Annotated in this window: 22 protein-coding genes and 2 pseudogenes; 9 read left to right on the top strand and 15 right to left on the bottom strand. The window is 68.2% G+C overall.

Annotated elements, in window-relative coordinates; genetic code table 11:
• A pseudogene (locus tag A5697_RS27995) lies at nt 1–300 on the top strand (resuscitation-promoting factor RpfA); the annotation flags it as partial.
• A 77-nt stretch (nt 301–377) separates the two neighbouring features.
• Here the strand turns inward: A5697_RS27995 and A5697_RS05820 are convergent.
• From A5697_RS05820 to A5697_RS05805, 4 genes are read right to left on the bottom strand one after another with little or no spacing between them, the layout of a single operon-like run.
• Complete coding sequence (locus tag A5697_RS05820; RefSeq protein ID WP_068008771.1) at nt 378–803, bottom strand: molybdenum cofactor biosynthesis protein MoaE; 426 nt, start codon at nt 801–803, stop codon at nt 378–380.
• Complete coding sequence (locus A5697_RS05815) at nt 800–1,282, bottom strand: molybdenum cofactor biosynthesis protein B (RefSeq protein ID WP_068008783.1); 483 nt, start codon at nt 1,280–1,282, stop codon at nt 800–802. Before A5697_RS05815 ends, A5697_RS05820 begins: the two co-directional genes overlap by 4 nt.
• A complete protein-coding gene (moaC, locus tag A5697_RS05810; RefSeq protein ID WP_082953258.1) occupies nt 1,282–1,809 on the bottom strand; it encodes a cyclic pyranopterin monophosphate synthase MoaC in 528 nt (175 codons plus the stop codon). The genes A5697_RS05815 and moaC overlap by 1 nt, the downstream gene beginning before the upstream one ends.
• Before the next feature lie 8 nt (nt 1,810–1,817).
• Nucleotides 1,818–2,018: a hypothetical protein gene (locus A5697_RS05805; protein ID WP_197500926.1), complete on the bottom strand. Its 201-nt coding sequence runs from the start codon at nt 2,016–2,018 to the stop codon at nt 1,818–1,820.
• A gap of 107 nt (nt 2,019–2,125) precedes the next feature.
• Between A5697_RS05805 and A5697_RS05800 the strand changes: the two genes are divergently transcribed.
• Together A5697_RS05800 and A5697_RS05795 are read left to right on the top strand one after the other, a co-directional pair.
• Nucleotides 2,126–4,384, top strand: a complete 2,259-nt coding sequence (locus A5697_RS05800) for a helicase-associated domain-containing protein (RefSeq protein ID WP_068008764.1) — start codon at nt 2,126–2,128, stop codon at nt 4,382–4,384.
• Between the two features lie 40 nt (nt 4,385–4,424).
• Nucleotides 4,425–6,074 (top strand): DNA repair helicase XPB, encoded by a 1,650-nt coding sequence (locus A5697_RS05795; RefSeq protein WP_068008761.1) that lies wholly within the window; start codon nt 4,425–4,427, stop codon nt 6,072–6,074.
• Between the two features lie 117 nt (nt 6,075–6,191).
• Here A5697_RS05795 and A5697_RS05790 read toward each other — a convergent pair whose 3' ends face one another.
• Together A5697_RS05790 and A5697_RS05785 are read right to left on the bottom strand one after the other, a co-directional pair.
• Nucleotides 6,192–7,337, bottom strand: a complete 1,146-nt coding sequence (locus A5697_RS05790; protein WP_068008759.1) for a thiolase family protein — start codon at nt 7,335–7,337, stop codon at nt 6,192–6,194.
• 10 nt (nt 7,338–7,347) lie between these two features.
• On the bottom strand, nt 7,348–7,764 hold the full coding sequence (locus tag A5697_RS05785; protein WP_068008780.1) for a Zn-ribbon domain-containing OB-fold protein: 417 nt from the start codon (nt 7,762–7,764) through the stop codon (nt 7,348–7,350).
• Between the two features lie 152 nt (nt 7,765–7,916).
• Here A5697_RS05785 and A5697_RS05780 point away from each other — a divergent pair, with 152 nt between their 5' ends.
• The gene (locus A5697_RS05780; protein WP_068008777.1) at nt 7,917–8,210 is read left to right on the top strand and encodes a putative quinol monooxygenase; all 294 of its coding nucleotides are present in this window, start codon (nt 7,917–7,919) and stop codon (nt 8,208–8,210) included.
• A gap of 3 nt (nt 8,211–8,213) precedes the next feature.
• On the opposite strand, the gene A5697_RS05775 is transcribed toward A5697_RS05780, so the two are convergent.
• Nucleotides 8,214–9,203, bottom strand: coding sequence for an LLM class F420-dependent oxidoreductase (locus A5697_RS05775; protein WP_068008756.1), 990 nt, complete (start codon nt 9,201–9,203; stop codon nt 8,214–8,216).
• A gap of 124 nt (nt 9,204–9,327) precedes the next feature.
• Between A5697_RS05775 and A5697_RS05770 the strand changes: the two genes are divergently transcribed.
• Genes A5697_RS05770 through A5697_RS05760 form a run of 3 tightly spaced genes read left to right on the top strand, consistent with a single transcriptional unit; the run spans nt 9,328 to nt 12,058 of the window.
• Nucleotides 9,328–10,569, top strand: coding sequence for an FAD-dependent monooxygenase (locus A5697_RS05770; protein WP_068008754.1), 1,242 nt, complete (start codon nt 9,328–9,330; stop codon nt 10,567–10,569).
• Nucleotides 10,560–11,420, top strand: a complete 861-nt coding sequence (locus A5697_RS05765) for an LLM class F420-dependent oxidoreductase (protein WP_068008750.1) — start codon at nt 10,560–10,562, stop codon at nt 11,418–11,420. Before A5697_RS05770 ends, A5697_RS05765 begins: the two co-directional genes overlap by 10 nt.
• Nucleotides 11,421–11,449: 29 nt before the next feature.
• Nucleotides 11,450–12,058: a bifunctional 2-polyprenyl-6-hydroxyphenol methylase/3-demethylubiquinol 3-O-methyltransferase UbiG gene (locus A5697_RS05760; protein ID WP_068008747.1), complete on the top strand. Its 609-nt coding sequence runs from the start codon at nt 11,450–11,452 to the stop codon at nt 12,056–12,058.
• Nucleotides 12,059–12,169: 111 nt separating this feature from the next.
• Here the strand turns inward: A5697_RS05760 and A5697_RS05755 are convergent, their stop codons facing one another.
• The gene (locus tag A5697_RS05755) at nt 12,170–14,314 is read right to left on the bottom strand and encodes a 3-hydroxyacyl-CoA dehydrogenase NAD-binding domain-containing protein (protein ID WP_068008744.1); all 2,145 of its coding nucleotides are present in this window, start codon (nt 14,312–14,314) and stop codon (nt 12,170–12,172) included.
• A gap of 4 nt (nt 14,315–14,318) precedes the next feature.
• Nucleotides 14,319–15,530 carry an acetyl-CoA C-acetyltransferase gene (locus tag A5697_RS05750; RefSeq protein WP_068008741.1) on the bottom strand — a complete coding sequence of 404 codons (1,212 nt, stop codon included), beginning with the start codon at nt 15,528–15,530 and terminating at the stop codon, nt 14,319–14,321.
• Between the two features lie 206 nt (nt 15,531–15,736).
• Between A5697_RS05750 and A5697_RS05745 the strand changes: the two genes are divergently transcribed.
• Entirely contained in the window at nt 15,737–16,918 is a 1,182-nt protein-coding gene (locus tag A5697_RS05745; protein ID WP_068008738.1) for a pyridoxal phosphate-dependent aminotransferase, read from the top strand.
• Here A5697_RS05745 and A5697_RS05740 read toward each other — a convergent pair.
• The 4 genes from A5697_RS05740 to A5697_RS05725 are packed head-to-tail and all read right to left on the bottom strand — an operon-like array spanning nt 16,911 to nt 19,458.
• Nucleotides 16,911–17,360 carry an SRPBCC family protein gene (locus A5697_RS05740; protein ID WP_067945761.1) on the bottom strand — a complete coding sequence of 150 codons (450 nt, stop codon included), beginning with the start codon at nt 17,358–17,360 and terminating at the stop codon, nt 16,911–16,913. The genes A5697_RS05745 and A5697_RS05740 overlap by 8 nt on opposite strands.
• 56 nt (nt 17,361–17,416) lie before the next feature.
• A complete protein-coding gene (locus A5697_RS05735; RefSeq protein WP_082953257.1) occupies nt 17,417–17,872 on the bottom strand; it encodes an SRPBCC family protein in 456 nt (151 codons plus the stop codon).
• A 57-nt stretch (nt 17,873–17,929) separates the two neighbouring features.
• Nucleotides 17,930–19,009, bottom strand: coding sequence for a CaiB/BaiF CoA-transferase family protein (locus tag A5697_RS05730; protein ID WP_082953256.1), 1,080 nt, complete (start codon nt 19,007–19,009; stop codon nt 17,930–17,932).
• 5 nt (nt 19,010–19,014) lie between these two features.
• Entirely contained in the window at nt 19,015–19,458 is a 444-nt protein-coding gene (locus A5697_RS05725) for an SRPBCC family protein (RefSeq protein ID WP_067945796.1), read from the bottom strand.
• Between the two features lie 64 nt (nt 19,459–19,522).
• On the opposite strand from A5697_RS05725, the gene A5697_RS05720 reads away from it, so the two are divergent.
• Nucleotides 19,523–21,208 (top strand): alpha-keto acid decarboxylase family protein, encoded by a 1,686-nt coding sequence (locus A5697_RS05720; protein WP_068008774.1) that lies wholly within the window; start codon nt 19,523–19,525, stop codon nt 21,206–21,208.
• Here the strand turns inward: A5697_RS05720 and A5697_RS05715 are convergent.
• Nucleotides 21,205–21,399, bottom strand: coding sequence for a bacterioferritin-associated ferredoxin (locus A5697_RS05715; RefSeq protein WP_068008735.1), 195 nt, complete (start codon nt 21,397–21,399; stop codon nt 21,205–21,207). The two genes, A5697_RS05720 and A5697_RS05715, sit on opposite strands and share 4 nt — an antisense overlap.
• A gap of 11 nt (nt 21,400–21,410) precedes the next feature.
• Nucleotides 21,411–21,691, bottom strand: a pseudogene (locus A5697_RS05710) (hypothetical protein); the annotation flags it as partial.

Raw genomic sequence — 21,691 nt, 5'->3', positions numbered from 1 at the left:
GCCGGAGGCGCCGGCTGGTCGAAGCCGGCGCCTCCGGCGGACCTGCCGCCGGCGCCCCCGGCCGACGCCATGCCCCCGGCGCCCCCCGCGGACGTGCCGCCCGCGCCTCCGGCGGACCTGCCGCCGGCGCCCCCGGCGGACGCGCCCGTCGTTGACAACGACTTCCGCGGTTTCGTCCCGGCCAACATGCCGCAGCAGGTTTCCACGGTGGGCTACACGAAGCAGCTGTGGGACGCCATTCGGGCGCAGGACATTCAGGGCAACGACGCGCTGGACGCGATCGCGCAGCCGTCCGCCTGAGTTCCACCCGTCAGACTGCCCGGCACGCCTCGAACGTTCCCGCTTCGGGGCGTGCCGGCATTCCAATCGCTACGGCGTCAGGCCGAGCCCACCCACTCTTCGGTTCCGTCGTCGAAGAACTGGTGCTTCCACACCGGTAGCCGCGCCTTGATGGTGTCGACCAGAAGCGCGCAGGTGGCGAAGGCCTCCTGACGATGGTCAGCGGCGACCGCTGCCACCAGCGCCGCCTCCCCGATGTGCAGCACCCCGGTTCGGTGGCTCGCCGCCACGGCGCGTACCCCACTGGACTGCTCCGCGACATCGGCCACGACAGCCGCCATGACCTCTTCGGCCGACGGATGCGCGGAGTACTCCAGCCGCACCACCCGCCGGCCGCCGTCGTGGTCGCGAATCATGCCGACGAAGCCGACGATCGCGCCGGCCGACTGATGGCCCACGAGCTCTTCGTGCTCGGCCAGCACGATCGGGTGATCGGTCATGGCCGCGCGGACGATGAGCGTCATCGCTGGTGGTCTCCACCGGCGAGCTGATCGAGCGCATGGTCGATCACATCGGCCAGCACGCCCAGGCCGTCGCGCACGCCCCCGGGCGAACCCGGCAGGTTGACGATCATGGTCCGTCCCGCCACGCCACACACACCGCGTGACAGCACCGACGTCGGCACCTTCGGCAGGCCGGCCCGGCGGATGGCGTCGGCCAGGCCAGGGATCATGTAATCCAACACCGCCACCGTCTGATCGGGGGTGCTGTCGCTGGGGGAGATGCCGGTGCCCCCGGAAGTGATGATGACGTCGACCCCGTCGTCGACCGCCTTGCGCAGGGCCGCGCCGACCGGCTCACCATCGGCGACCACCTCCGGCTCGGCGCACGAGAATCCGCGCTGTCCAAGCCATTCGGCGATGATCGGGCCGCACCGATCGTCGTACACCCCGGTCGACGCGCGGGTCGAGGCGATGATGACGCGGGCGGATCGGGCGCTCATCACCGCACCCACGTTCCGGTTTTGCCGCCTTCCTTGCGCAGCACCCGAACGTCATCGATGCGCGCGGCGGGGTCAACCGCTTTGATCATGTCGTAGAGCGTCAGACCGGCCACGCTGACGGCGGTCAGCGCCTCCATCTCCACACCCGTGCGGTCGGTGCTGCGCACCGTCGCGGTGATCTCGATGTCGGACTCCCCCACAGTGAAATCGACGTCGACCCCGGTGAGCGCCAACTGATGGCAGAGCGGGATCAGGTCACTGGTGCGCTTGGCCGCCAGGATGCCCGCCACCCGGGCCGTGGCCAACGCATCGCCCTTGGGCAGGCCCCCGGCCGAGATGAGCTCCACCACGCGCGGCGACGTATGCAAGGAACCCGCCGCGACGGCGGTTCGCTTAGTGGCTCCCTTACCGCTGACATCGACCATGTGCGCCGCCCCACGATCGTCCAGATGTGACAGCGCGCCCGAGGGGGATTCTCCCGACGCCCAGGTCGCCGCGGGCTTGGCGGCCTCAGAGGCCCTAGCCATCCTGGCGCCTACCGGTTAACGACGGTGACCGGGTGCAGGTAGGGCAGGTCAGTGGAGGGCAGCGGGAACACCAGCTCGCCGAATGGCGACAACGCGCCGGTCCGGTCGGTCGCGAGTTCGCTCACCGCGTGGTCGTCGTGGTCCGTCGTCGGCCAGCCGTTGTCGACATACCTGGTCTTGCGCGCTTTACGCTCAGCAGTGTCAGCCACGCCATCCATTCTGACAGGTCGCCCTCGCGCGCGTCCCGCAAGACCGCCAGTCGACCAGACATTCGTTGCCTGCTGGCGACCCGCCGACTGTTTTACGCTGGTCAGCAATGACCGACAACACCCCGGATATTCCGCTGGGGTCGTGGTTGGCCGACTTGCCCGACGAGCGGCTGATCCGACTGCTAGAGCTGCGGCCGGACCTCGCCCAGCCCCCGCCCGGCAGCATCGCCGCGCTCGCCGCGCGCGCTCAGGCCCGCCAATCGGTGAAGGCCGCCACCGACGACCTCGACTACCTGCGGCTGGCGGTGCTCGACGCGCTGCTGGTGCTGCAGGCTGATGCCGCGCCGGTGCCGGCACCGAAACTGCTGGCGCTGATCGGTGAGCGCGCGCCCGAGGCCGACGTGACCAAGGCGTTGGACGATCTGCGGGAGCGCGCGCTGGTGTGGGGCGACGCCGCGCTCCGCCTGGCACCCGACGCCGCCACGGCCCTGCCGTGGCACCCGGGCCAAGTCACCCTCGAGGACGCCTCGCGAAGCGGCGAGGAGATCGCCGACCTCCTCGACGGCCTCAGCCAGGCTCAGCGCGACGTGCTCGACAAGCTTCTCGAGGGTTCCCCGATGGGCCGCACCCGTGACGCCGCACCCGGCGCACCCGCGGACCGGCCGGTGCCCCAGCTGCTGGCGCTGGGGCTGCTGCGACGCATCGACGCCGAGACGGTGATCCTGCCCCGCCACGTCGGACAGGTGCTGCGCGGCGAACAGCCCGGTCCCATGCGGCTGACGGCGCCCGATCCGGTGACGTCCACCACCACCACCGACGACGTCGACGCGGCGGCGGCCGGCGCCACCATCGACCTGCTGCGAGAACTCGACGTCCTGATCGAAACGCTCGCCGCCACACCGATTTCCGAGCTGCGCAGCGGCGGGCTGGGAATACGTGACGTCAAACGGCTCAGCAAGGCGACCGGCGTCGAAGAGTCCCGGCTGGGGCTGATTCTCGAGGTGGCGGCCGCCGCCGGCCTGATCGCCAGCGGGATGCCCGACCCGGAACCGGTCACGGGTGATGGACCGTACTGGGCGCCGACCGTGGCCGTCGACCGGTTCACCGCGCTGTCCACCGCCGAGCGCTGGCAGCTGCTGGCCAGTACCTGGCTGGACCTGCCGAGCCGGCCGGCTCTGATCGGAACCCGCGGCCCCGACGCCAAACCCTATGGCGCCCTTACGGATGCGTTGTACTCGACGGCGGCGCCGCTGGATCGCCGACTGCTGCTCAGCACGCTGGCCCAATTGCCGCCGGGCGCCGGTGTCAGCGCGGTCGACGCGTCGGCGGCACTCGTTTGGCGGCGCCCGCGCTGGGCGAAACGGTTGCAGCCCGGGCCGGTGGGTGATCTGCTGGCCGAGAGCCACGCGCTCGGCCTGGTGGGGCGGGGAGCGCTGAGTACCCCCGGCCGCGCCCTGCTGGACGAGGGCGCCGATTCCCAGGCCGCGATCGACGCCATGGCGCGGGCCCTACCCAAACCGATCGATTACTTCCTGGTCCAGGCCGACCTGACCGTGGTGGTGCCGGGCCCGCTGCAGCGCGACCTCGCCGAGCAGCTGGCCGCGGTGGCCACCGTCGAGTCAGCCGGTACCGCGATGGTGTACCGCATCAGCGAGCAGACGATCCGGCATGCGCTCGACGTCGGGAAGACCCGCGACTGGATGCATGCCCTGTTCGCAAAGCACTCCAAAACGCCTGTCCCACAGGGCCTCACCTACCTCATCGACGATGTCGCACGCCGGCATGGCCAGCTGCGTATCGGCATGGCGGCTTCGTTCGTGCGGTGCGAGGACCCGGCGCTGCTGGCCCAGGCCGTGTCCGCGCCCGCGACCGAAGGGGTGCAACTGCGTGCCCTTGCCCCGACGGTCGCGGTGTCCCCTGCGCCGATCAGTGAGGTGCTGGTCGCGCTGCGGGCGGCGGGCTTCGCGCCCGCGGCCGAGGACTCCACCGGCGCTATCGTCGACGTCCGTCCCCGGGGGGCCCGGGTGGCCACTCCGCAACAGCGGCGGCCCTATCGACCGATGCCGCGGCCCAACAGCGAGAGCCTGAACGCTGTGGTGGCGGTGCTGCGGAAGGTGACCGCCGCGCCGTTCGGCAACAGTCGCGCCGACCCGGCGGTCACCATGTCGTTGCTGCAGCGCGCGGCCAGGGAACAAGACACGCTGGTGATCGGTTATTTGGATGCCGCGGGTGTCGCAACCCAGCGGGTTGTGTCGCCGATCACCGTTCGGGGCGGCCAGTTGAGCGCCTTCGACTCAGCGTCGGGGCGATTGCGCGACTTCGCCATCCACCGCATCACGTCGGTGGTGTCGGCCAACGGCCGATAATGGGTGGTGACGATGCAAAGGATGAAAGGGAGCGGCGCCATTGACTGACGGCCCGTTGATTGTGCAGTCCGACAAGACGGTGCTGCTCGAGGTTGATCACGAGCAGGCCGGTGCGGCGCGCGCCGCCATCGCGCCGTTCGCCGAGCTGGAGCGTGCGCCCGAGCACGTGCACACCTACCGCATCACACCGCTGGCGCTGTGGAACGCGCGCGCCGCCGGCCACGACGCCGAACAAGTCGTCGACGCGCTGGTCAGCTTCTCCCGCTACGCGGTGCCCCAGCCGCTGCTGGTCGACATCGTCGACACCATGGCCCGCTACGGCCGCCTGCAATTGGTCAAACACCCGGCGCACGGACTGACGCTGCTGAGCTTCGACCGGGCGGTCCTCGAGGAAGTGCTGCGCAACAAGAAGATCGCACCCATGCTCGGCGCCCGCATCGACGAAGACACCGTGGTCGTCCACCCCAGCGAGCGCGGCCGCGTCAAGCAGATGCTGCTCAAGATCGGTTGGCCCGCAGAGGATCTCGCGGGCTACGTCGATGGCGAGGCGCACCCGATCAGCCTGGCCCAGGACGGCTGGCATCTGCGCGACTACCAGCAGATGGCCACGGATTCGTTCTGGTCCGGCGGATCCGGCGTGGTGGTCCTGCCGTGCGGGGCCGGCAAGACGCTGGTTGGCGCGGCCGCGATGGCGAAGGCCAGCGCGACGACGCTGATCCTGGTCACCAACGTCGTCGCAGCGCGGCAATGGAAGCGCGAACTGGTGGCACGCACCTCGCTGACCGAAGATGAGGTCGGCGAATATTCCGGTGAGCGCAAGGAAATTCGGCCCGTCACCATCTCGACCTATCAGATGATCACCCGGCGGACCAAGGGCGAGTACCGGCATCTGGAACTCTTCGACAGCCGCGACTGGGGGCTGATCATCTACGACGAGGTCCACCTGCTGCCGGCCCCGGTATTCCGGATGACCGCCGACCTGCAGTCCAAACGGCGCCTGGGCCTGACCGCCACGCTGGTCCGCGAGGACGGCCGCGAGGGCGACGTGTTCTCGCTGATCGGCCCCAAGCGCTATGACGCGCCGTGGAAGGACATCGAGGCCCAGGGCTGGATCGCGCCGGCCGAGTGTGTCGAAGTGCGGGTCACCATGACCGACAGCGAGCGGATGATCTACGCCACGTCGGAACCCGAAGAGCGATACAAGGTTTGCTCGACGGCGCACTCCAAGGTCGCCGTCGTGAAGTCGATCCTGGACAAGCATCCCGGCGAGCAGACGCTGGTGATCGGCGCCTACCTCGACCAGCTCGACGAGCTGGGCGCCGAGCTGAGCGCCCCGGTGATCCAGGGGTCCACCCGAACCAAGGAACGCGAAGAGCTGTTCGACGCGTTCCGCCGCGGCGAGGTGTCGACTTTGGTGGTGTCCAAGGTCGCCAACTTCTCCATCGATCTGCCGGAAGCCTCTGTGGCGGTCCAGGTCTCGGGAACCTTCGGCTCACGCCAGGAGGAGGCGCAGCGGCTGGGCCGGCTTCTTCGGCCGAAGGCCGACGGTGGTGGCGCCATCTTCTACTCCGTGGTGGCGCGCGACAGCCTGGACGCCGAGTACGCCGCGCACCGCCAGCGTTTCCTGGCCGAGCAGGGCTACGGTTACATCATCCGCGACGCGGATGACCTTCTGGGCCCGGCGATTTAGCAGCGCCGAGCTTTCCGAACCAGGTGGCCCTCTTGGATTTTGATATCGCCCGCGATATCAAATCTGGGAACGCACGCATGGTTCCGGTCTGACGGCGCTCGACGCCCGAGCTAGAAGCTAGAGCGACAGGATGGTCGCCGAGGCGGTGCCCGGCGCGCCGTACACCTGGGCCAGGCCGACCCGCGGGCTGCCGGGCACCTGACGCTCGCCCGCCTCACCGCGCAGCTGGCGCACCAGTTCGTGCATCTGCCGCAGCCCCGACGCACCGATCGGCTCGCCGTTGGCGATCAACCCCCCGTCGGTGTTGACCGGCATCGAGCCGTGGATCTCGGTGGCGCCGTCGGCCAGCAGCTTCTCCTGCTCACCGTCGGCGCACAGGCCGGTCTCGGCCATGTGGATGACCTCGTTGCCGGCGTCGGTGTCCTGGAGCTGTGCGACATCGACGTCCTCGGGGCCGATGCCGGCCGCCTCGTAGGCCGCCTTGGCCGCGTAGACCGTCGGGGAGACGTCCTCGTCGAGCGGCGCGAAGGTGGCATGCACCTCGTAAGCGCCGTAGCGGCGGGTGCGGATCTCGCAGGCTCGCACGTACACCGGCTTATCGGTGAACTTGTGCGCCATATCGGCGCGGCACATGATCACCGCCGCGGCCCCCTCGTCGGGCGCACAGAACATGTACTGGGTCAAGGGATAGTTGAGCACGGCCGAATTGAGAATCTCTTCCTCGGAAATCGGCTTGCGCCGGAACGCATTCGGGTTCAGTGCGCCGTTGCGGAAGTTCTTGGCCGCCACCTTGGCCAGGGTGGCCTGCGAGATGTTGTGGTCATGCAGGTACTTGTTGGCCTTCATCCCGAAGAACTTGGTGGTGACGAACTGCCCGTTCTGGGCGTACCACTGCGGCAGCGCCAGCTTGGCGGGGTCGTCGGTGAACGCCCCGCGCGGGTGCTTGTCCAGCCCGATGGCGATGCCGAGGTCGTACTTGCCCAGCCGGATGGTGTCGGCGGTCTGCTGGATGGCGCTGGCCGCGGTGGCACATGCGTTGAACACGTTGGTGAACGTGATGCCGGTGAGGCCGACCAGGCGGGTGACCGCGTCGGGGTTGGACACCTCGTGGCTGCCGCCGAAACCGAACTGGATGTCCTTCCAGTCCACCCCGGCGTCGCTCAGCGCCGCTTGAATCGCCTCGGCGCCCATCTGCATCGCGGTCTTGTCGAACCTGCCGAACGGATGCAGGCCCACGCCGATGATGGCGACATCGTTGGTCATCGCAACCTCCCTATGCGACCGGCTGGAACGCGAACGTCATGATTTCGGCGCCCTCGTCGTCGGTGGTCAGCGGAATCATGGTGAGCTCGACCTCCTGGCCGAACTGCAGCTTGGCCGGGTCGTTCTCCGTCAACCGCCCCTCGACCCGGATGACGTCATCGAGCTGGACCAACCCGACACCGAACGGAACGAAGTCCTTGCCGGTCGGGCCCGCATAGGGCGCCCCGGGCGGGAATCCCTGGGTGGTCCACGCGACGAGAGTTCCGCGGCGCGGCAGCAGCACGTCGGTCATCTCGCCGACGCTGCAGCGCGGGCACCACTGCTGCACCGGGAAGGTCGTGGCGCCGCAGCGGCCGCACCGGCTGCCGATCAGCTGTGGGCTGTCATCGGGCCAGGTCGAGATCTCGGGGGCGAGTGCCTTCTGCATCGGGGGATCCTCCACAAGCGTCCACGGTGCGGCCAACAGAATGTTGCTCACTGAACCGTATAACAGCTTTCCGAAAAGTGGAAACCACATTCTCATTGTTCGTCTCGCCGGGCAGATATGTTGGGATCGCCGCCGCAACCGAGGAGACGACCATGCCAGTCACGGTGATACTCGAACTGAAATTCAAGCCCGACGCGGTGCCGCAGGCGCGCGATGTCATGGGCCGGGCTCTGCGAGACACCCGGGCGTTTGCCGGAAACCTCGGTACCGACGTGCTCGTCGACGAGGACGACGAAACCCACTGGCTGATCTACGAACTGTGGGACACGGTCGAACAGGACGAGGCCTACCGGGCGTTTCGCGCCAGCGAAGGACGTCTCACCGACCTGCCGCCGCTGCTGGCCGAGCCCCCCGTCAAGAAGAGGTACGTCACCTCCGACATCTGACGGCTAGCTGAGCGCGGGAATCACCTCGCGCTCGAACAACTCGATGCCGGAGCGGTCGTACGCGGCCTCCGGGAAGTAGCAGATGGCGTATTCGCACCCGAGGTCGCGGAGCCTGGCGATCCGCTCGATCACCTGTTCCGGTGTGCCCGTCGCGGAATCGGGTCCGCTGCCGGCGGCCAGCATCGCGTCGGCGGCAGCCTCGGGCACGTACCGGACGACGCGGTCGCGGACGCGCCGCAGCCTGTCCTTGACGTCGGCGTCGGAGGTCCCGACGACCGCGTTGAAGTTGGCCGACCGCACGATGGCATCGAAGTCGGTGCCCACCTGCTGACAGTGCTGCGCCAGCACTTCGGACTTGTGGGCGAACGCCTCGGGCTCCGGCGCGAAGTTGGTGTAGTGCGCGTATTTCGCTGCGATGCGCAAGGTCACCTTCTCGCCGCCGCCGGCGATCCACAGCGGAATCCCGTTGTCCTGCAGGGGCTTAGGGGAAACGATGGCGCCGTCCACCTGGTAGTGCTTGCCGTCGAATCTGACCTCGCCGTCGCGCCAGGCGTCGCGCATGATCTGCACGCCCTCGTCCAACCGGGCCAGTCGCACGCCGGCCGACGGGAAACCGTAACCGTAAGCGCGCCACTCATGTTCGTACCAGCCGCCGCCGATGCCCATCTGAATCCGCCCACCGGAGATGATGTCGGCGGTCGCCGCGACTTTGGCCAGGTACACCGGATTGCGGTAGCTCATCGCGGTGCACATCTGGCCGAGTTTGATCCGCGAGGTGACCGCCCCGTATGCGGCCATCAGCGACCACGCCTCGTGCGTGGCCTCACCCGTCGGCACCGGGACGGTGTGGAAATGGTCGTAGACCCACAGCGAGTCCCACGCGCTGCCGTCGGCGTAGACGGCCAGATCGCGCATCACCGCCCAGTGCTTCTCCGGTTCGATGTCGACCAGATCCATTCGCCAGCCTTGCGGGATGAAGAGACCGAAGCGCATAGCAACGGACTCTAACCCGCGCTCGACCAACACGTGGCAGCAGGCAATTCCCTCCACCGCCGCGGGCAGCCCACTCCCAGGCCCCCGCTAGGCTTACCCATCGTCAAGCAACCGGGAGGTCGGCGTGCGCGTACTGGTCTCCGGCGCCAGCATCGCCGGCCCGGTGCTGGCCTACTGGCTGACCCGGCACGGCTTCGACGTCACCGTCGTCGAGCGCGCGCCCAGCCTGCGCAAGACCGGCGGCCACGCCGTCGACCTGTTCCGTCCCGCGATGGAGATTTCGGCGGACATGGGTGTCCTGCCCCAGATCGAGGCGCTCGCCACCGGAACGAACCGCATGACCATGCATCGGGAAGGCCGCCCGCGGGCCTTCGAGATCGACCTCACCAAGATCTACGCCGCCACGTCGGACCGGCACGTGGAGATCATGCGCGACGACCTCAGCGAAATCTATTACGCCGCCGGTCGCGATCACGTCGAGTACCTGTTCGGTGACTCGATCACCTCGATCGACCACGACGGCGAGGTGACGTTCGAGCATGGCCCTGCCCGCCGGTTCGACGTCGTCGTCGGTGCCGACGGGCTGCACTCCAACGTCCGGCAGCTGACCTTTGGCGACGAAGCGAACCTCACCCGGTTCCTCGGCGGCTATCTGGCGGTGGTGTCGGCGCCCAAGGCACTGGCCGGTCGTGGCGAGATGACCTGTCACGTCGGCGTGGGCCGGCTCGCGGCTATCTACACCGCCGAACACCTGGACGACGCGCGCGCCGTCTTCCTGTTCCGCACCAAACAAGAGCTCGACTACGACCATCGGGATGTATTGCGGCAGAAGGCAATACTGCGCGACACGTTCGCAGGCATGCACGAGCAGGTGGACGATTGGCTGGGCGAGGTCGACCGCACGCCCGCGTTCTACTTCGATTCGATCAGCCAGCTGCGGCTCGACAGATGGTCCCGCCGGCGGGTGACCCTCGTCGGTGACGCCGGATACTGCCCCGGCCCCGCGGTGGGCGGCAGCACCAGCCTTGCCGTGCTCGGCGCCTACGTGCTGGCCGGCGAGCTCGCCCGGGCGGACGGCGACCACTTGCGCGCGTTCGCGGCCTACGAGTTGCAGATGCGCGAACCGGTGCACCGCAGCCGGGCATTCGCCCGCGGTGCCGCCAAGGGCATCATCCCCGGCTCGCGACTCGGGCTGTGGGCATTGACCCGTGGCGCCCAATTGGTCTCGCTGCTGCCCGGCTCGCTTTCGCGGTCGCTGGCGAGGCTGAACGCCAACGGCGTCCGGATGCACGATTCGATGTTCGTGCCCGACTACAGCGCAACCGACCTACAAGCGAACGAAAGGAACGACCGCCCATGGAACTAACCGGCGTGGGAATCTGGAGCAGTCAACTGCGATACGGCGATCCGTCCGAATCCGCCGAGGCGGCAGCGGAATTGGACGAATTGGGCTTTCCGGCGCTGTGGATACCCGACGTCGGCGGCCCGGTGTTCGACGCGGTCGGCAACTTGCTCGCCGCGACCAAGCGGACCGTGATCGCCACCGGGATCCTCAACCTGTGGATGCATGCCACCGGCGACGTCGCTGACTCCTATGCGACGTTGACCGCCGAGCACGGGAACCGCTTCCTGCTGGGCATCGGCGTCAGCCACGCGCCGCTGATCGATGCGGGCCAACCCGGGCGATACCGCAAACCGCTGGCGGCGACGGCGGCGTTCCTGGACGGGCTCGATGCCGCCCCACGTCCCGTACCGGCCGAAAGTCGGGTCTTGGCCGCGCTCGGCCCGAAGATGTTGGAACTGGCCGCGACCCGCGCCCGCGGGGCCCACCCCTACCTGGTGAGCCCCGACCACACCGCCTTCGCCCGTTCTGTGCTGGGCGAGGAACCTCTGCTGCTGCCGGAACAGGCCGTCGTCCTCACCGAGGACGCGGACGAGGCCCGCCGTATCGGGCGCGACTTCCTCCGGGGATACCTGGGCCTGCCGAACTACGCGAACAACTTACTGCGCAGCGGCTTTTCGGAAGAAGACCTGTCGCAGGTGAGCGATCGGCTCGTCGACGCGATCATCGCGTGGGGTGACGAACAGGCCGTATTGGCCAGGATCGCCGAGCACCACGCGGCCGGCGCCGACCACGTCTGCGTGCAGGTGCTCACGGGAGACCCGAGGGAATTCCCCCGCGAGCAATGGCGCCGCATCGCCGCCGCCTCCAAGTAACCCCGCGGCGATCACGCTTAGGGTGGGGTATGGCTTCCAAGCAGACGCTGTTTCGGATTTTCTACCGCATCGGCTTCACTCCCTGGGACGGTCACCCGCTCGCGCAGAGCGTGCGGAGCCTGGTCGAGGGGACGGCCGACACGCCTGCGCTCCCGCGGGGCTCGGCCCTCGAAGTCGGGTGCGGAACCGGTGACTGCTCGATCTATCTCGCCCAGCACGGTTGGAAGGTCACCGCGGTCGACTTCGTCGCCAAGCCCCTCGAGCGGGCACGCGCCAAGGCAGGGGCCGCCGGCGCGGCGGTCGACTTCGTCCAGGCCGACGTCACACAGCTGAGCCGGACCGGCGTCGGCTCGAACTTCGAGTTGATCGTCGACAACGGTTGCCTGCACAACATGAGCGACGACGATCGCGAGGCCTATGTCCGGGAGATCAGCGCGGTGGCTGCCCCCGACGCGCGGCTGCTGATCGTCGCATTCGTTCCCGGCGGCAGGGTGGGAGTGCGCGGCATCGACCACACCGAGATGGAACGACGCTTCGCGCCCACCTGGACGATGCTGTCGGCCGGCGACGAGCGCGAGCTGGACCGCGCCGAGAAGACGCCGGCCCGGTACTACCTCTTCCAGCGCCGCGACACATAACCAGGTGCGACGACACGCCGTACGCCGTCGCAACGTTTTATGTCCCGCGTGTCAGCCCACGCAAAAGCCCCCGAACACAACGTGTTCGGGGGCTTTTGCGTACGCGGGAACCTACGTCAGCGACTTCGGCGGGTTGAAGCGGTCGCCGTACTTGGCGGCCAGCTCACGGGCACGGGCCACGAAGGCTTCCTTGCCCTTACCGCCCGCACCCTCGTAGCCGACGATGAACTGCGCGCTACCACCGGTGTACGGCGGGAAGCCGATGCCCATGATCGAGCCGATGTTGGCGTCGGCCGTCGAGGTCAAAACGCCCTCGTCGAGGCACTTTTGGGTTTCCAGCGCCTCGGCGAACAGCATCCGGTCGATCATGTCCTGCAGCGGCGGCTCCGACGAACCGGACTTGAACGTCTCCCGAAGGCCCGGCCACAGCCCGGTGCGCTTGCCGTCGACGTACTCGTAGAAGCCCGCGCCCTTGAGCCGCGACGGGCGGCCGATCTCGATCATCTTCTCCACGACGGCCTCGGCCGGGTGCGGCTCGTAGGTGCCGCCCGCGTCCTCGACACCCTTGCGGGTGGCGGCCGCGATCTTGTGCATCAGCTCGAGGTTCAGCTCGTCGGACAGCTGCAGCGGCGGGGCCGGGTAGCCGGCCTGCGAGCCGGCGTGCTCGATCGACGCCGGTTCGACGCCCTCACCAAGCATCGCCAGGGCCTCGTTGACGAACGTGCCGATCACGCGGCTGGTGAAGAAGCCGCGGCTGTCGTTGACCACGATCGGGGTCTTGCCGATGGCCAGCGTGTAGTCGAACACGCGGGCCAGCGCCTCGTCAGAAGTCTTCTCGCCCTTGATGATTTCGACCAGTGGCATCTTGTCGACCGGCGAGAAGAAGTGGATCCCGATGAAGTCCTCCTGCCGCTTGACGCCGGTCGCCAGACCGGTGATCGGCAGCGTCGAGGTGTTGGACCCGAGCAGCGCGTTCGGCTCGACGATGTCCTCGATCTCCTGGAACACCTTGTGCTTGAGTTCCTGGTTCTCGAACACCGCCTCGATCACGAAGTCGACGCCCTTGAAGTCGGCGGGGTCGGCCGACGGCGTGATGCGGCCGAGCAGCGCCTTGCTCTTCTCCTCGGTGGTCTTGCCACGCTGAAGCGCCTTGGCCTCAAGCTTTTCCGAGTAACCCTTGCCTTTCTCCGCCGCCTCGAGGCTGACGTCCTTGAGCACCACGTCGAAGCCGGCCTTGGCGGAGACGTAGGCGATGCCTGCGCCCATCATGCCCGCGCCCAGCACACCGATCTTGTTGATCTTGACCGGCTCGATCCCGTCGGGGCGCGAGCCCCCGCCGTTGATGTGCTGCAGGTCGAAGAAGAACGCCTGGATCATGTTCTTGGCGACCTGGCCGGTGACCAGAGAGGTGAAGTAGCGGCTCTCGATGCGGGTGGCGGTGTCGAAGTCCACCTGCGCACCCTCGACGGCCGCATCCAGGATGGCTCGCGGCGCCGGCATCGGCGCACCCTTGAGCTGCTTCTTCAGCAGCGCCGGGAACGACGGCAGGATGCCGGCCAGCCCGGGGCTCGACGGGGTGCCGCCGGGCATCTTGTAGCCCTTGGCATCCCACGGCTGCGTGTGCGAGTCGGGGTTCGCCTTGATCCACGCCTTGGCGGCGGGCACCAGTTCCTCGGCGGAGCCGACGAGCTCGTCGATCAGCCCGATCTCCTTGGCCTTGTCCGGCTTGAAGCGAGTGCCCTGCGACAGGATGTTCATGAACGCGTTCTGGATGCCGAACATCCGCACCGTGCGCGCCACGCCGCCCCCGCCGGGAAGCAGGCCCAGCGTCACCTCGGGCAGGCCCACAACGAGGCCCTTGACGTCCGCGGCGATGCGGTGGTGACACGCCAGCGCGATCTCCAGGCCGCCGCCGAGCGCGGCGCCGTTGATGGCGGCCACCACCGGCTTGCCCAGGGTCTCCAGGGCCCGCAGGTCGCGCTTGATGTCCTCGACCTCGGTAAAGACGTCGCCAGCGTTCTCTGGGCCGGCGTTGATCATGCTCTTGAGATCGCCGCCGGCGAAGAACGTCTTCTTCGCGCTCGTGATCACCACGCCGGTGACCGAATCCTTCTCCGCGGCAAGGCGTTCGACGGCCTTGTGCATCGATTCCTTGTAGTGCTCGTTCATCACGTTCGCGGACCCGGTCGGGTCGTCGAGCGTCAGTGTGACGATGCCGTCGGCATCCTTATCCCACTGGATGGTGTTCTCTGCCATGGTCTTAAACCCTCTCGATGATGGTGGCGACACCCATGCCGCCGCCGATGCACAGCGTGATCAGCGCGCGACGCGCGTTGCGGCGCTCGAGCTCGTCGACCATGGTGCCGGTGATCATGGCGCCGGTGGCGCCCAGCGGGTGGCCCATCGCGATGGCGCCACCGTTGACGTTCAGCTTCTCGTCGGGAATGTTGAGGTCCTTCTGGAACTTCAACACCACCGACGCGAACGCCTCGTTCAGTTCGAACAGGTCGATGTCGTCGACGGTCAGTCCGGCGCGGTCGAGGACCTTGCGGGTCGCCGGGGTCGGACCGGTCAGCATGATGACCGGGTCGGAACCGCTGGTCGCCGTGGCGACGATGCGAGCGCGCGGGGTCAGGCCCTGCGACTTGCCGGCAGCCTCGGAGCCGACCAGCACCAGCGCGGCGCCGTCGACGATGCCCGAGCTGTTGCCGCCGGTGTGCACGTGGTTGATCTTTTCGACCCAGTGGTACTTCTGCAGCGCCACGTCGTCGAAGCCGCCCATTTCGCCGATGCCGTCGAACGCGGTCTTCAGCTTGGCCAGGCCCTCCATCGTGGTTTCGGGCCGCATGTGCTCGTCGTGGTCGAGGATGACCAGACCGTTCTGGTCGCGCACCGGCACGACCGACTTGGCGAAGTAGCCGCCCGACCAGGCCTCGGCGGCCTTCTGCTGCGAGCGCAGCGCGTAGGCGTCGACGTCCTCGCGGGAGAAGCCCTCGATGGTGGCGATCAGGTCGGCGCCGATGCCCTGCGGCACGAAACCGATCCGGTAGTTGGTCTCGGGGTCGAGCGCCCAGGCGCCGCCATCGGAGCCCATCGGGACGCGGCTCATCGACTCCACACCGCCGGCCAGCACCAGGTCGTCCCAGCCGGAGCGCACCTTCTGGGCGGCCGTGTTGACGGCCTCGAGGCCCGAGGCGCAGAACCGGTTGAGCTGCACGCCGCCGGTGGTCTCGGGCAGCCCAGCCACCAGCGCCGCGGTCCGGGCGATGTCGCCGCCCTGGTCACCGACCGGCGACACCACGCCGAGGATCAGGTCGCTGATCAGGTTCTCGTCCAGGTCGGGGTTGCGCCTGCGCAGCTCGTCGACCAGTCCGACGACGAGGTTTACCGGCTTGACCTCGTTCAGCGAGCCGTTTTTTTGCTTGCCCCGCGGTGTGCGGATGGCCTCATAGATGAAGGCTTCTTCGGACATGTCGAGTTCCTCTTCACAGGTGGGTTTCGGATCCGTATTAAAGGTAGGTCCAGATACCGCACCCTAACAAAGTGCCCGGCCAACCTGTTGGTTGGGCCGATCACCGCTGGTCAGTATGCCGACGGTACGGCTGGCCGCACACTCGGCTGCCAATGCGCGGCCAGCCGCACACTCGCGCTTCGTCGGCCACCCTAAGCTCGACCAGCATGACGGTCTCGCGACTGCGTCCCTACGCGACGACGGTGTTCGCCGAGATGTCGGCGCTGGCCGCGCGGGTCGGCGCGGTCAACCTCGGCCAGGGCTTCCCGGACGAGGACGGGCCCGCGGCCATGTTGAAGGCCGCCCAGGACGCCATCGCCGAGGGGAACAACCAGTACCCGCCCGGCATCGGCGTCGCACCGCTGCGGCACGCCATCGCCGCCCAGCGGCGGCGGCACTTCGGCATCGAATACGACCCCGACACCGAAGTGCTGGTGACGGTCGGTGCGACCGAGGCCATCGCGTCCGCTGTGCTGGGCCTGATCGAGCCCGGCTCGGAGGTCCTGCTGATCGAGCCGTTCTACGACTCCTACTCCCCGGTGGTGGCGATGGCCGGCGCGCACCGGGTCACCGTGCCCCTGGTCCCCCACGGCCGCGGATTCGCCTTGGACGCCGACGCCCTGCGCCGGGCGGTGACGCCCCGGACCCGCGCGCTGATCGTCAACTCACCGCACAACCCGACCGGAACGGTGCTCAGCGCGGCCGAGCTGACCGCCATCGCGGAGGTCGCCGTCGCCGCCGACCTCTTGGTGATCACCGACGAGGTGTACGAGCACCTGATGTTCGACGGCCATCGGCACTTGCCCCTGGCCGGCTTCGACGGCATGGCCGAGCGGACGATCACCATCTCCAGCGCGGCCAAGATGTTCAACTGCACCGGCTGGAAAATCGGATGGGCTTGTGGCCCAGCGGAACTCATCGCCGGGGTGCGTGCGGCCAAGCAGTACCTGAGCTATGTTTCAGGCGCGCCGTTCCAGCCCGCGGTGGCTCTCGCGCTCGACACCGAGGACGCGTGGGTGGCCGGGCTTTGCAGCTCTTTGCGGGCCCGTCGCGATCGGCTGGCCGCCGGGCTGTCCGAGATCGGCTTCGAGGTGCACGACAGCGCCGGCACCTACTTCCTGTGTGCCGACCCCCGCCCCCTGGGCTACGACGACAGCGCCGTGTTCTGTGCGGCGCTACCCGAAAAGGTCGGGGTGGCGGCCATTCCGCTGTCGCCGTTCTGCGATCCGGCGGGCTCCCATCCCGACGTGTGGAATCACCTGGTGCGGTTCACCTTCTGCAAACGCGAAGACACACTCGACGAGGCGATCAGGCGGCTGGCCACCCTGCGTGACCGGTCGGCTACGTAGCAGGGCCGAAACCCTCCATCACGCGCTTACGCAGTCCCTCCAGCGCGGAATCGAGGATCTTCTTGCGGGCCCGGCTGACCCAGAACTCGGGCAGCGGGGCGAATGGTTCGACCGTGATGGCGAACCGCACCCTGGTCGTGTCGTAGCCCTCCCTGGTAAGGGTGTACTCCCCGTGCTGGCCGCGTTGCTGGGCAGTCTTCTGGGCGTCCCACACCATCCAGTCCGGGCCCCAGTGGTATTCGAGCAGCTCCGTGTCGTGGATGCCGGTCACCGCGATGGTGACCTTCACGTGGTGCGGTCGGCCGTCGGGATGCTTGTCTACGACTTCGACCCGCTTGTGTACCGACGACCATGACGGCACGGCGTCCATGTCGGCCAGCGCCTCCATGATCACTTCCGGAGGCGCGTCAATGACGATTTCCGACGACGCTTGAACGGCCACTGCTAATAAGTTAGCAACCGCTCAGCCGCTGGCGCACGCAAAATGCGAGCCGCCGACTATTGCGGCTCCGTCGAACCTTTGCCGCGCTTTACCAATTCGCACAACCCCTTTACCGATGAGTCGAGAACGCTTTCGCTGGCCCGCCGGACGATGAAGGCGGGCATCGGCCGGCCCGGCTCGACCGTGACGTCGAAGCGCACCCGGGTCTTGTCGAGACCTTCGGGTTTGAGGTTGTACTCGACGTGCTGGCCGTGCTGCTGGGAAGTCCCTCTGGCGTCATAGACGACCCAATCGGGACCCCAGTGATATTCCAGGACTTCCTTGTCGACGAGCCCGAGAATCTTGATCGTCGTCTTCACATGGTGGGGCCGACCGTCGGGATAACGGTCGATCACTTCGATGTGTTTGTGGAGCGGTGACCACTCCGCCAGTACGCAGACATCGGTCAGCGCCTCCATGACCACTTCTGGCGGCGCGTCGACGACGAATTCCCGTGATGCTTTTACGGCCACTGCGCTCAACCTAGCAATGCCAGCCCCGGTGCGGAATGGTTCGACGTAACAGGTTGTCTACCAGTCGATTTCGGCGAGGGGCGTGGTGGCCGCGGGCGGTCGCCCGACCGGTGCGGCCGGGGTGCGCGAGAAGCGCGGACCGGGTGCGGCCTGGTCGACGCCGTGGGCGGTGATCACCGTGGACCGCGCCCGCAGGTGTTCGTCGCCCGCCGCTTCGCTCCACGTCAGCACCGGAGTGACGCACGCATCGGTGCCGGCGAAGATGGTCGTCCACTCCTCGCGTGTCCGGCTGCCGAACCGTTTCGCGAAGACCTCGTACATCTGCGGGTACGCCCCGACGTCGAGCTGGCCGGGCACCTCCTCGGGCGACAGGCCGAGGCCGGTCAGCAGCGCCGCGAAGAATTGCGGCTCGATGGCTCCGACGGCCACGTATTTGCCGTCGGAGGTCTCGTAGCAGCGGTAGAACGGCGCGCCGCCGTCGAGCAGAAACGACTCGCGCCGGTCACGCAGCGCCCCGGTCGCCTTCATCGTCCACATCATCTGAGCGAGCAGGCTGACGCCGTCCACCATCGCCGCGTCGATGACCTGCCCCCGGCCCGAACGTTCGCGCTCGTACAGCGCGACCGCGATGCCGAGCAGCACCAGCATCGAACCGCCACCGAAGTCGGCGACGAGATTCAGCGGCGGCATCGGGGGCCGGTCAGCGTAGCCCAGCGCCGAGAGCGCGCCGGTCCGCGACAGGTAGTTGATGTCGTGCCCCGCCGTCTGGGCCAGCGGGCCGTCCTGCCCCCAGCCGGTGATTCGCGCGAAGATCAGTCGCGGATTGACCGCCGCACACTCGTCGGGACCGATGCCGAGCCGCTCGCAGGTGCCGGGCCGGAAACAGTCCAGCAACACGTCGGCTTTGGCGGCGAGATCGAGCAGCGCCTGAGGCTGCGCCTTGACGTCGAGGTCGACGATCCGCTTCCCGCGGTGCAGCAGATCGCGGTCCTCGGGCGGCATCGTGAGGCCACCCGGGCGCCGCACGCGCACCACATCGGCCCCGAGGTCGGCGAGCATCATCCCGGCGTGCGGGCCCGGTCCGATGCCGCCGAGCTCGATCACCTTCACCCCGGCGAGGGGGCCGCCGTCGTCCACCGCGATTAGTTGCCCTTCTTCACTTTCAGCACCCGCTCGCGCAGCGCCTTGGTCGCCGAATCGATGGTGCCCTTGACGGCGCGTTTCAGGACGAATCCGGGCAGTGGCACATTCGGGTCCGCGAGGAGCTCGAACTTCACCAGGGTCGCCTCGCCCTGCGGTATCAGGGTGTACTTGCCGTCCTGCGCCTTTTGCTGCGAGGAACTCACCAGCGTCCAGCTCACCGCGTCGTCCGCCCAGGTGTAGGCCACCACCTGTTCGTCGGTGATCCCGGCGACCTTCACCTTCATTTTCACTTGGCTGGGCCGCCCGTCGTCCCCGGTCGAGAGGACCTCCGCACTCTGGTGGGGTTCGGACCATTCCGGCATCGCCTCGAAATCGGCGATGACGTCCAGGATCTCCTCCGGGCTGGCTTCGATGACGATGTCGCGGGATTCCTTGAGTGCCATGGCCCGCACGATACTGAAACGGCGTCCCGCCCGGAACGGATTCGACCGAGGTACCGTCGTGCTTGTGCCTGACGCAGCGACCGAGCCCGTCTACACCGTCGGCGACTACCTGCTGGACCGCCTCGCCGAACTCGGCGTCACCGAGATCTTCGGCGTTCCCGGCGACTACAACCTGGAATTCCTCGACCACATCGTCGCGCACCCCAGCATCCGCTGGGTGGGCAACGCCAACGAGCTGAACGCCGGCTACGCCGCCGACGGATACGGCCGCCTGCGCGGAATGTCCGCCGTGGTAACGACTTTCGGCGTGGGCGAATTGTCCGCGGCCAACGCCATCGCGGGCAGCTATGCCGAACAGGTGCCCGTGGTGCACATCGTCGGCGGGCCGTCCAAGGACGCGCAGGGCACCCGGCGCGCGCTGCACCATTCGCTGGGTGACGGCGACTTCGAGCACTTCTTCCGGGTCAGCCGCGAGATCACCTGCGCCCAGGCCAACCTCATGCCCGCGAACGCCCGCCGTGAGATCGACCGGGTGCTCTCGGAGGTGCGCGAGCAGAAGCGGCCCGGGTACATCCTGCTGTCGACCGACGTGGCGCGCTTCCCCACCGAGCCGCCCGGTGATCCGCTGCCCCGCTACCCCGGCGGCACCAGCCCGCGCGCGCTGTCCCTGTTCGCCGAGGCCGCCTCCGGGCTCATCGCCGACCACCAGCTGACCGTGTTGGCCGACTTGCTGGTGCACCGGTTGCAGGTGGTCAAGGAACTCGAGGCGCTGCTGGCGGCCGACGTGGTGCCCTACGCCACCCTGATGTGGGGCAAAAGCCTGCTCGACGAAAGCTCGCCCAACTACCTGGGAATCTACGCCGGCTCGGCCAGCGTCCCGGCGGTGCGCACCGGGATCGAGGAGGCACCGGTCCTGGTGACCGCGGGCGTGGTGTTCACCGACATGGTCAGCGGCTTCTTCAGCCAGCGGATCGACCCGGCGCGGACCATCGACGTCGGGCAGTACCAAAGCAGTGTGGCCGGCGAGGTCTTCGCGCCGCTGGAGATGGGCGCCGCGCTGGAGGCGCTGTCGACCATCCTGACCCGGCGTCCGATCACGTCACCTCCGGTGGCGGCGCCGCCCGCCGACGATCTGCCCCCACCCCCGCCGCGCGATCAACCGGTGACGCAAGAGATGCTGTGGGACCGCCTCTGCACGGCCCTCACGCCGGGCAACGTGGTCCTCGCCGACCAGGGCACCTCCTTCTACGGCATGGCCGACCACCGGTTGCCCCAGGGTGTCACGTTCATCGGCCAACCCCTTTGGGGCTCAATCGGTTACACGCTGCCCGCCGCACTGGGCGCCGGCGTGGCACATCCGGACCGCCGGACCGTGCTGCTCATCGGCGACGGCGCCGCCCAACTGACCGTCCAAGAGCTCGGCACCTTCTCGCGCGAAGGGCTGTCCCCCGTCATCGTGGTGGTCAACAACGACGGCTACACCGTCGAACGGGCGATCCACGGAGAGACGGCGCCGTACAACGACATCGTGAATTGGAAGTGGACGGACATCCCCAACGCGCTGGGGGTCGCCAATCACCTCGCGTTCCGGGTGCAGACCTACGGTGAGCTGGACGACGCCCTGATCGCCGCGGCGGAGCATCGGGACCGCATGGTGCTCGTCGAGGTGGTCTTGCCGCGGCTCGAAATCCCGCCGCTGCTTGTCGAACTCGTCCAGCCGATGTCGCCGGACGGCAGCGTGCGCCGCTAGCGGGGCCCGGAGCGAGTCGGCCCGCCGGTCGGGTCGGCCGAGCGCAGCATCTCCTGTACGGTGCGCCGGCACCGCCCGCAGTCGGCGCCCGCTCCGCACGCCTGGGCGACGTCCTTGGTGGTGCAGGCCCCGGCCGCCACCGCCTCCGTCACCGTTTGGCTGGTGACCCCGTTACACAGGCACACGAACATCGCGGTGCCGCTCAGTCCGCCTCGATGCGCATCATGTTGGTGAATCGGCCGACGAATATCGGTGGGTACGGCCCCATTCCGGCGCCGGACATCCACTCGGCCGCGGCGTCGGGATGCTCGATCCAGCGCCGCGCGCTTTCCTCGTCGGGCAGCTCCGACATGATCAGCACCTCGTGCTCATCGTCGAAGGCCTGGAAGATCCAGGTCTTGCGGATGCCGGCCGCGACGCCCGAGGCACCCGGCGTCGTGGTCGCCACCATCGCCTCCGTGCACGACGTGTCCGCGCTGGACG

The sequence above is a fragment of the Mycobacterium sp. E3251 genome, from assembly GCF_001666835.1.
Taxonomy (GTDB): domain Bacteria; phylum Actinomycetota; class Actinomycetes; order Mycobacteriales; family Mycobacteriaceae; genus Mycobacterium.
Note: the sequence above shows the minus strand (reverse complement) of the source record. Positions and strands in the feature narration are given on the sequence as shown.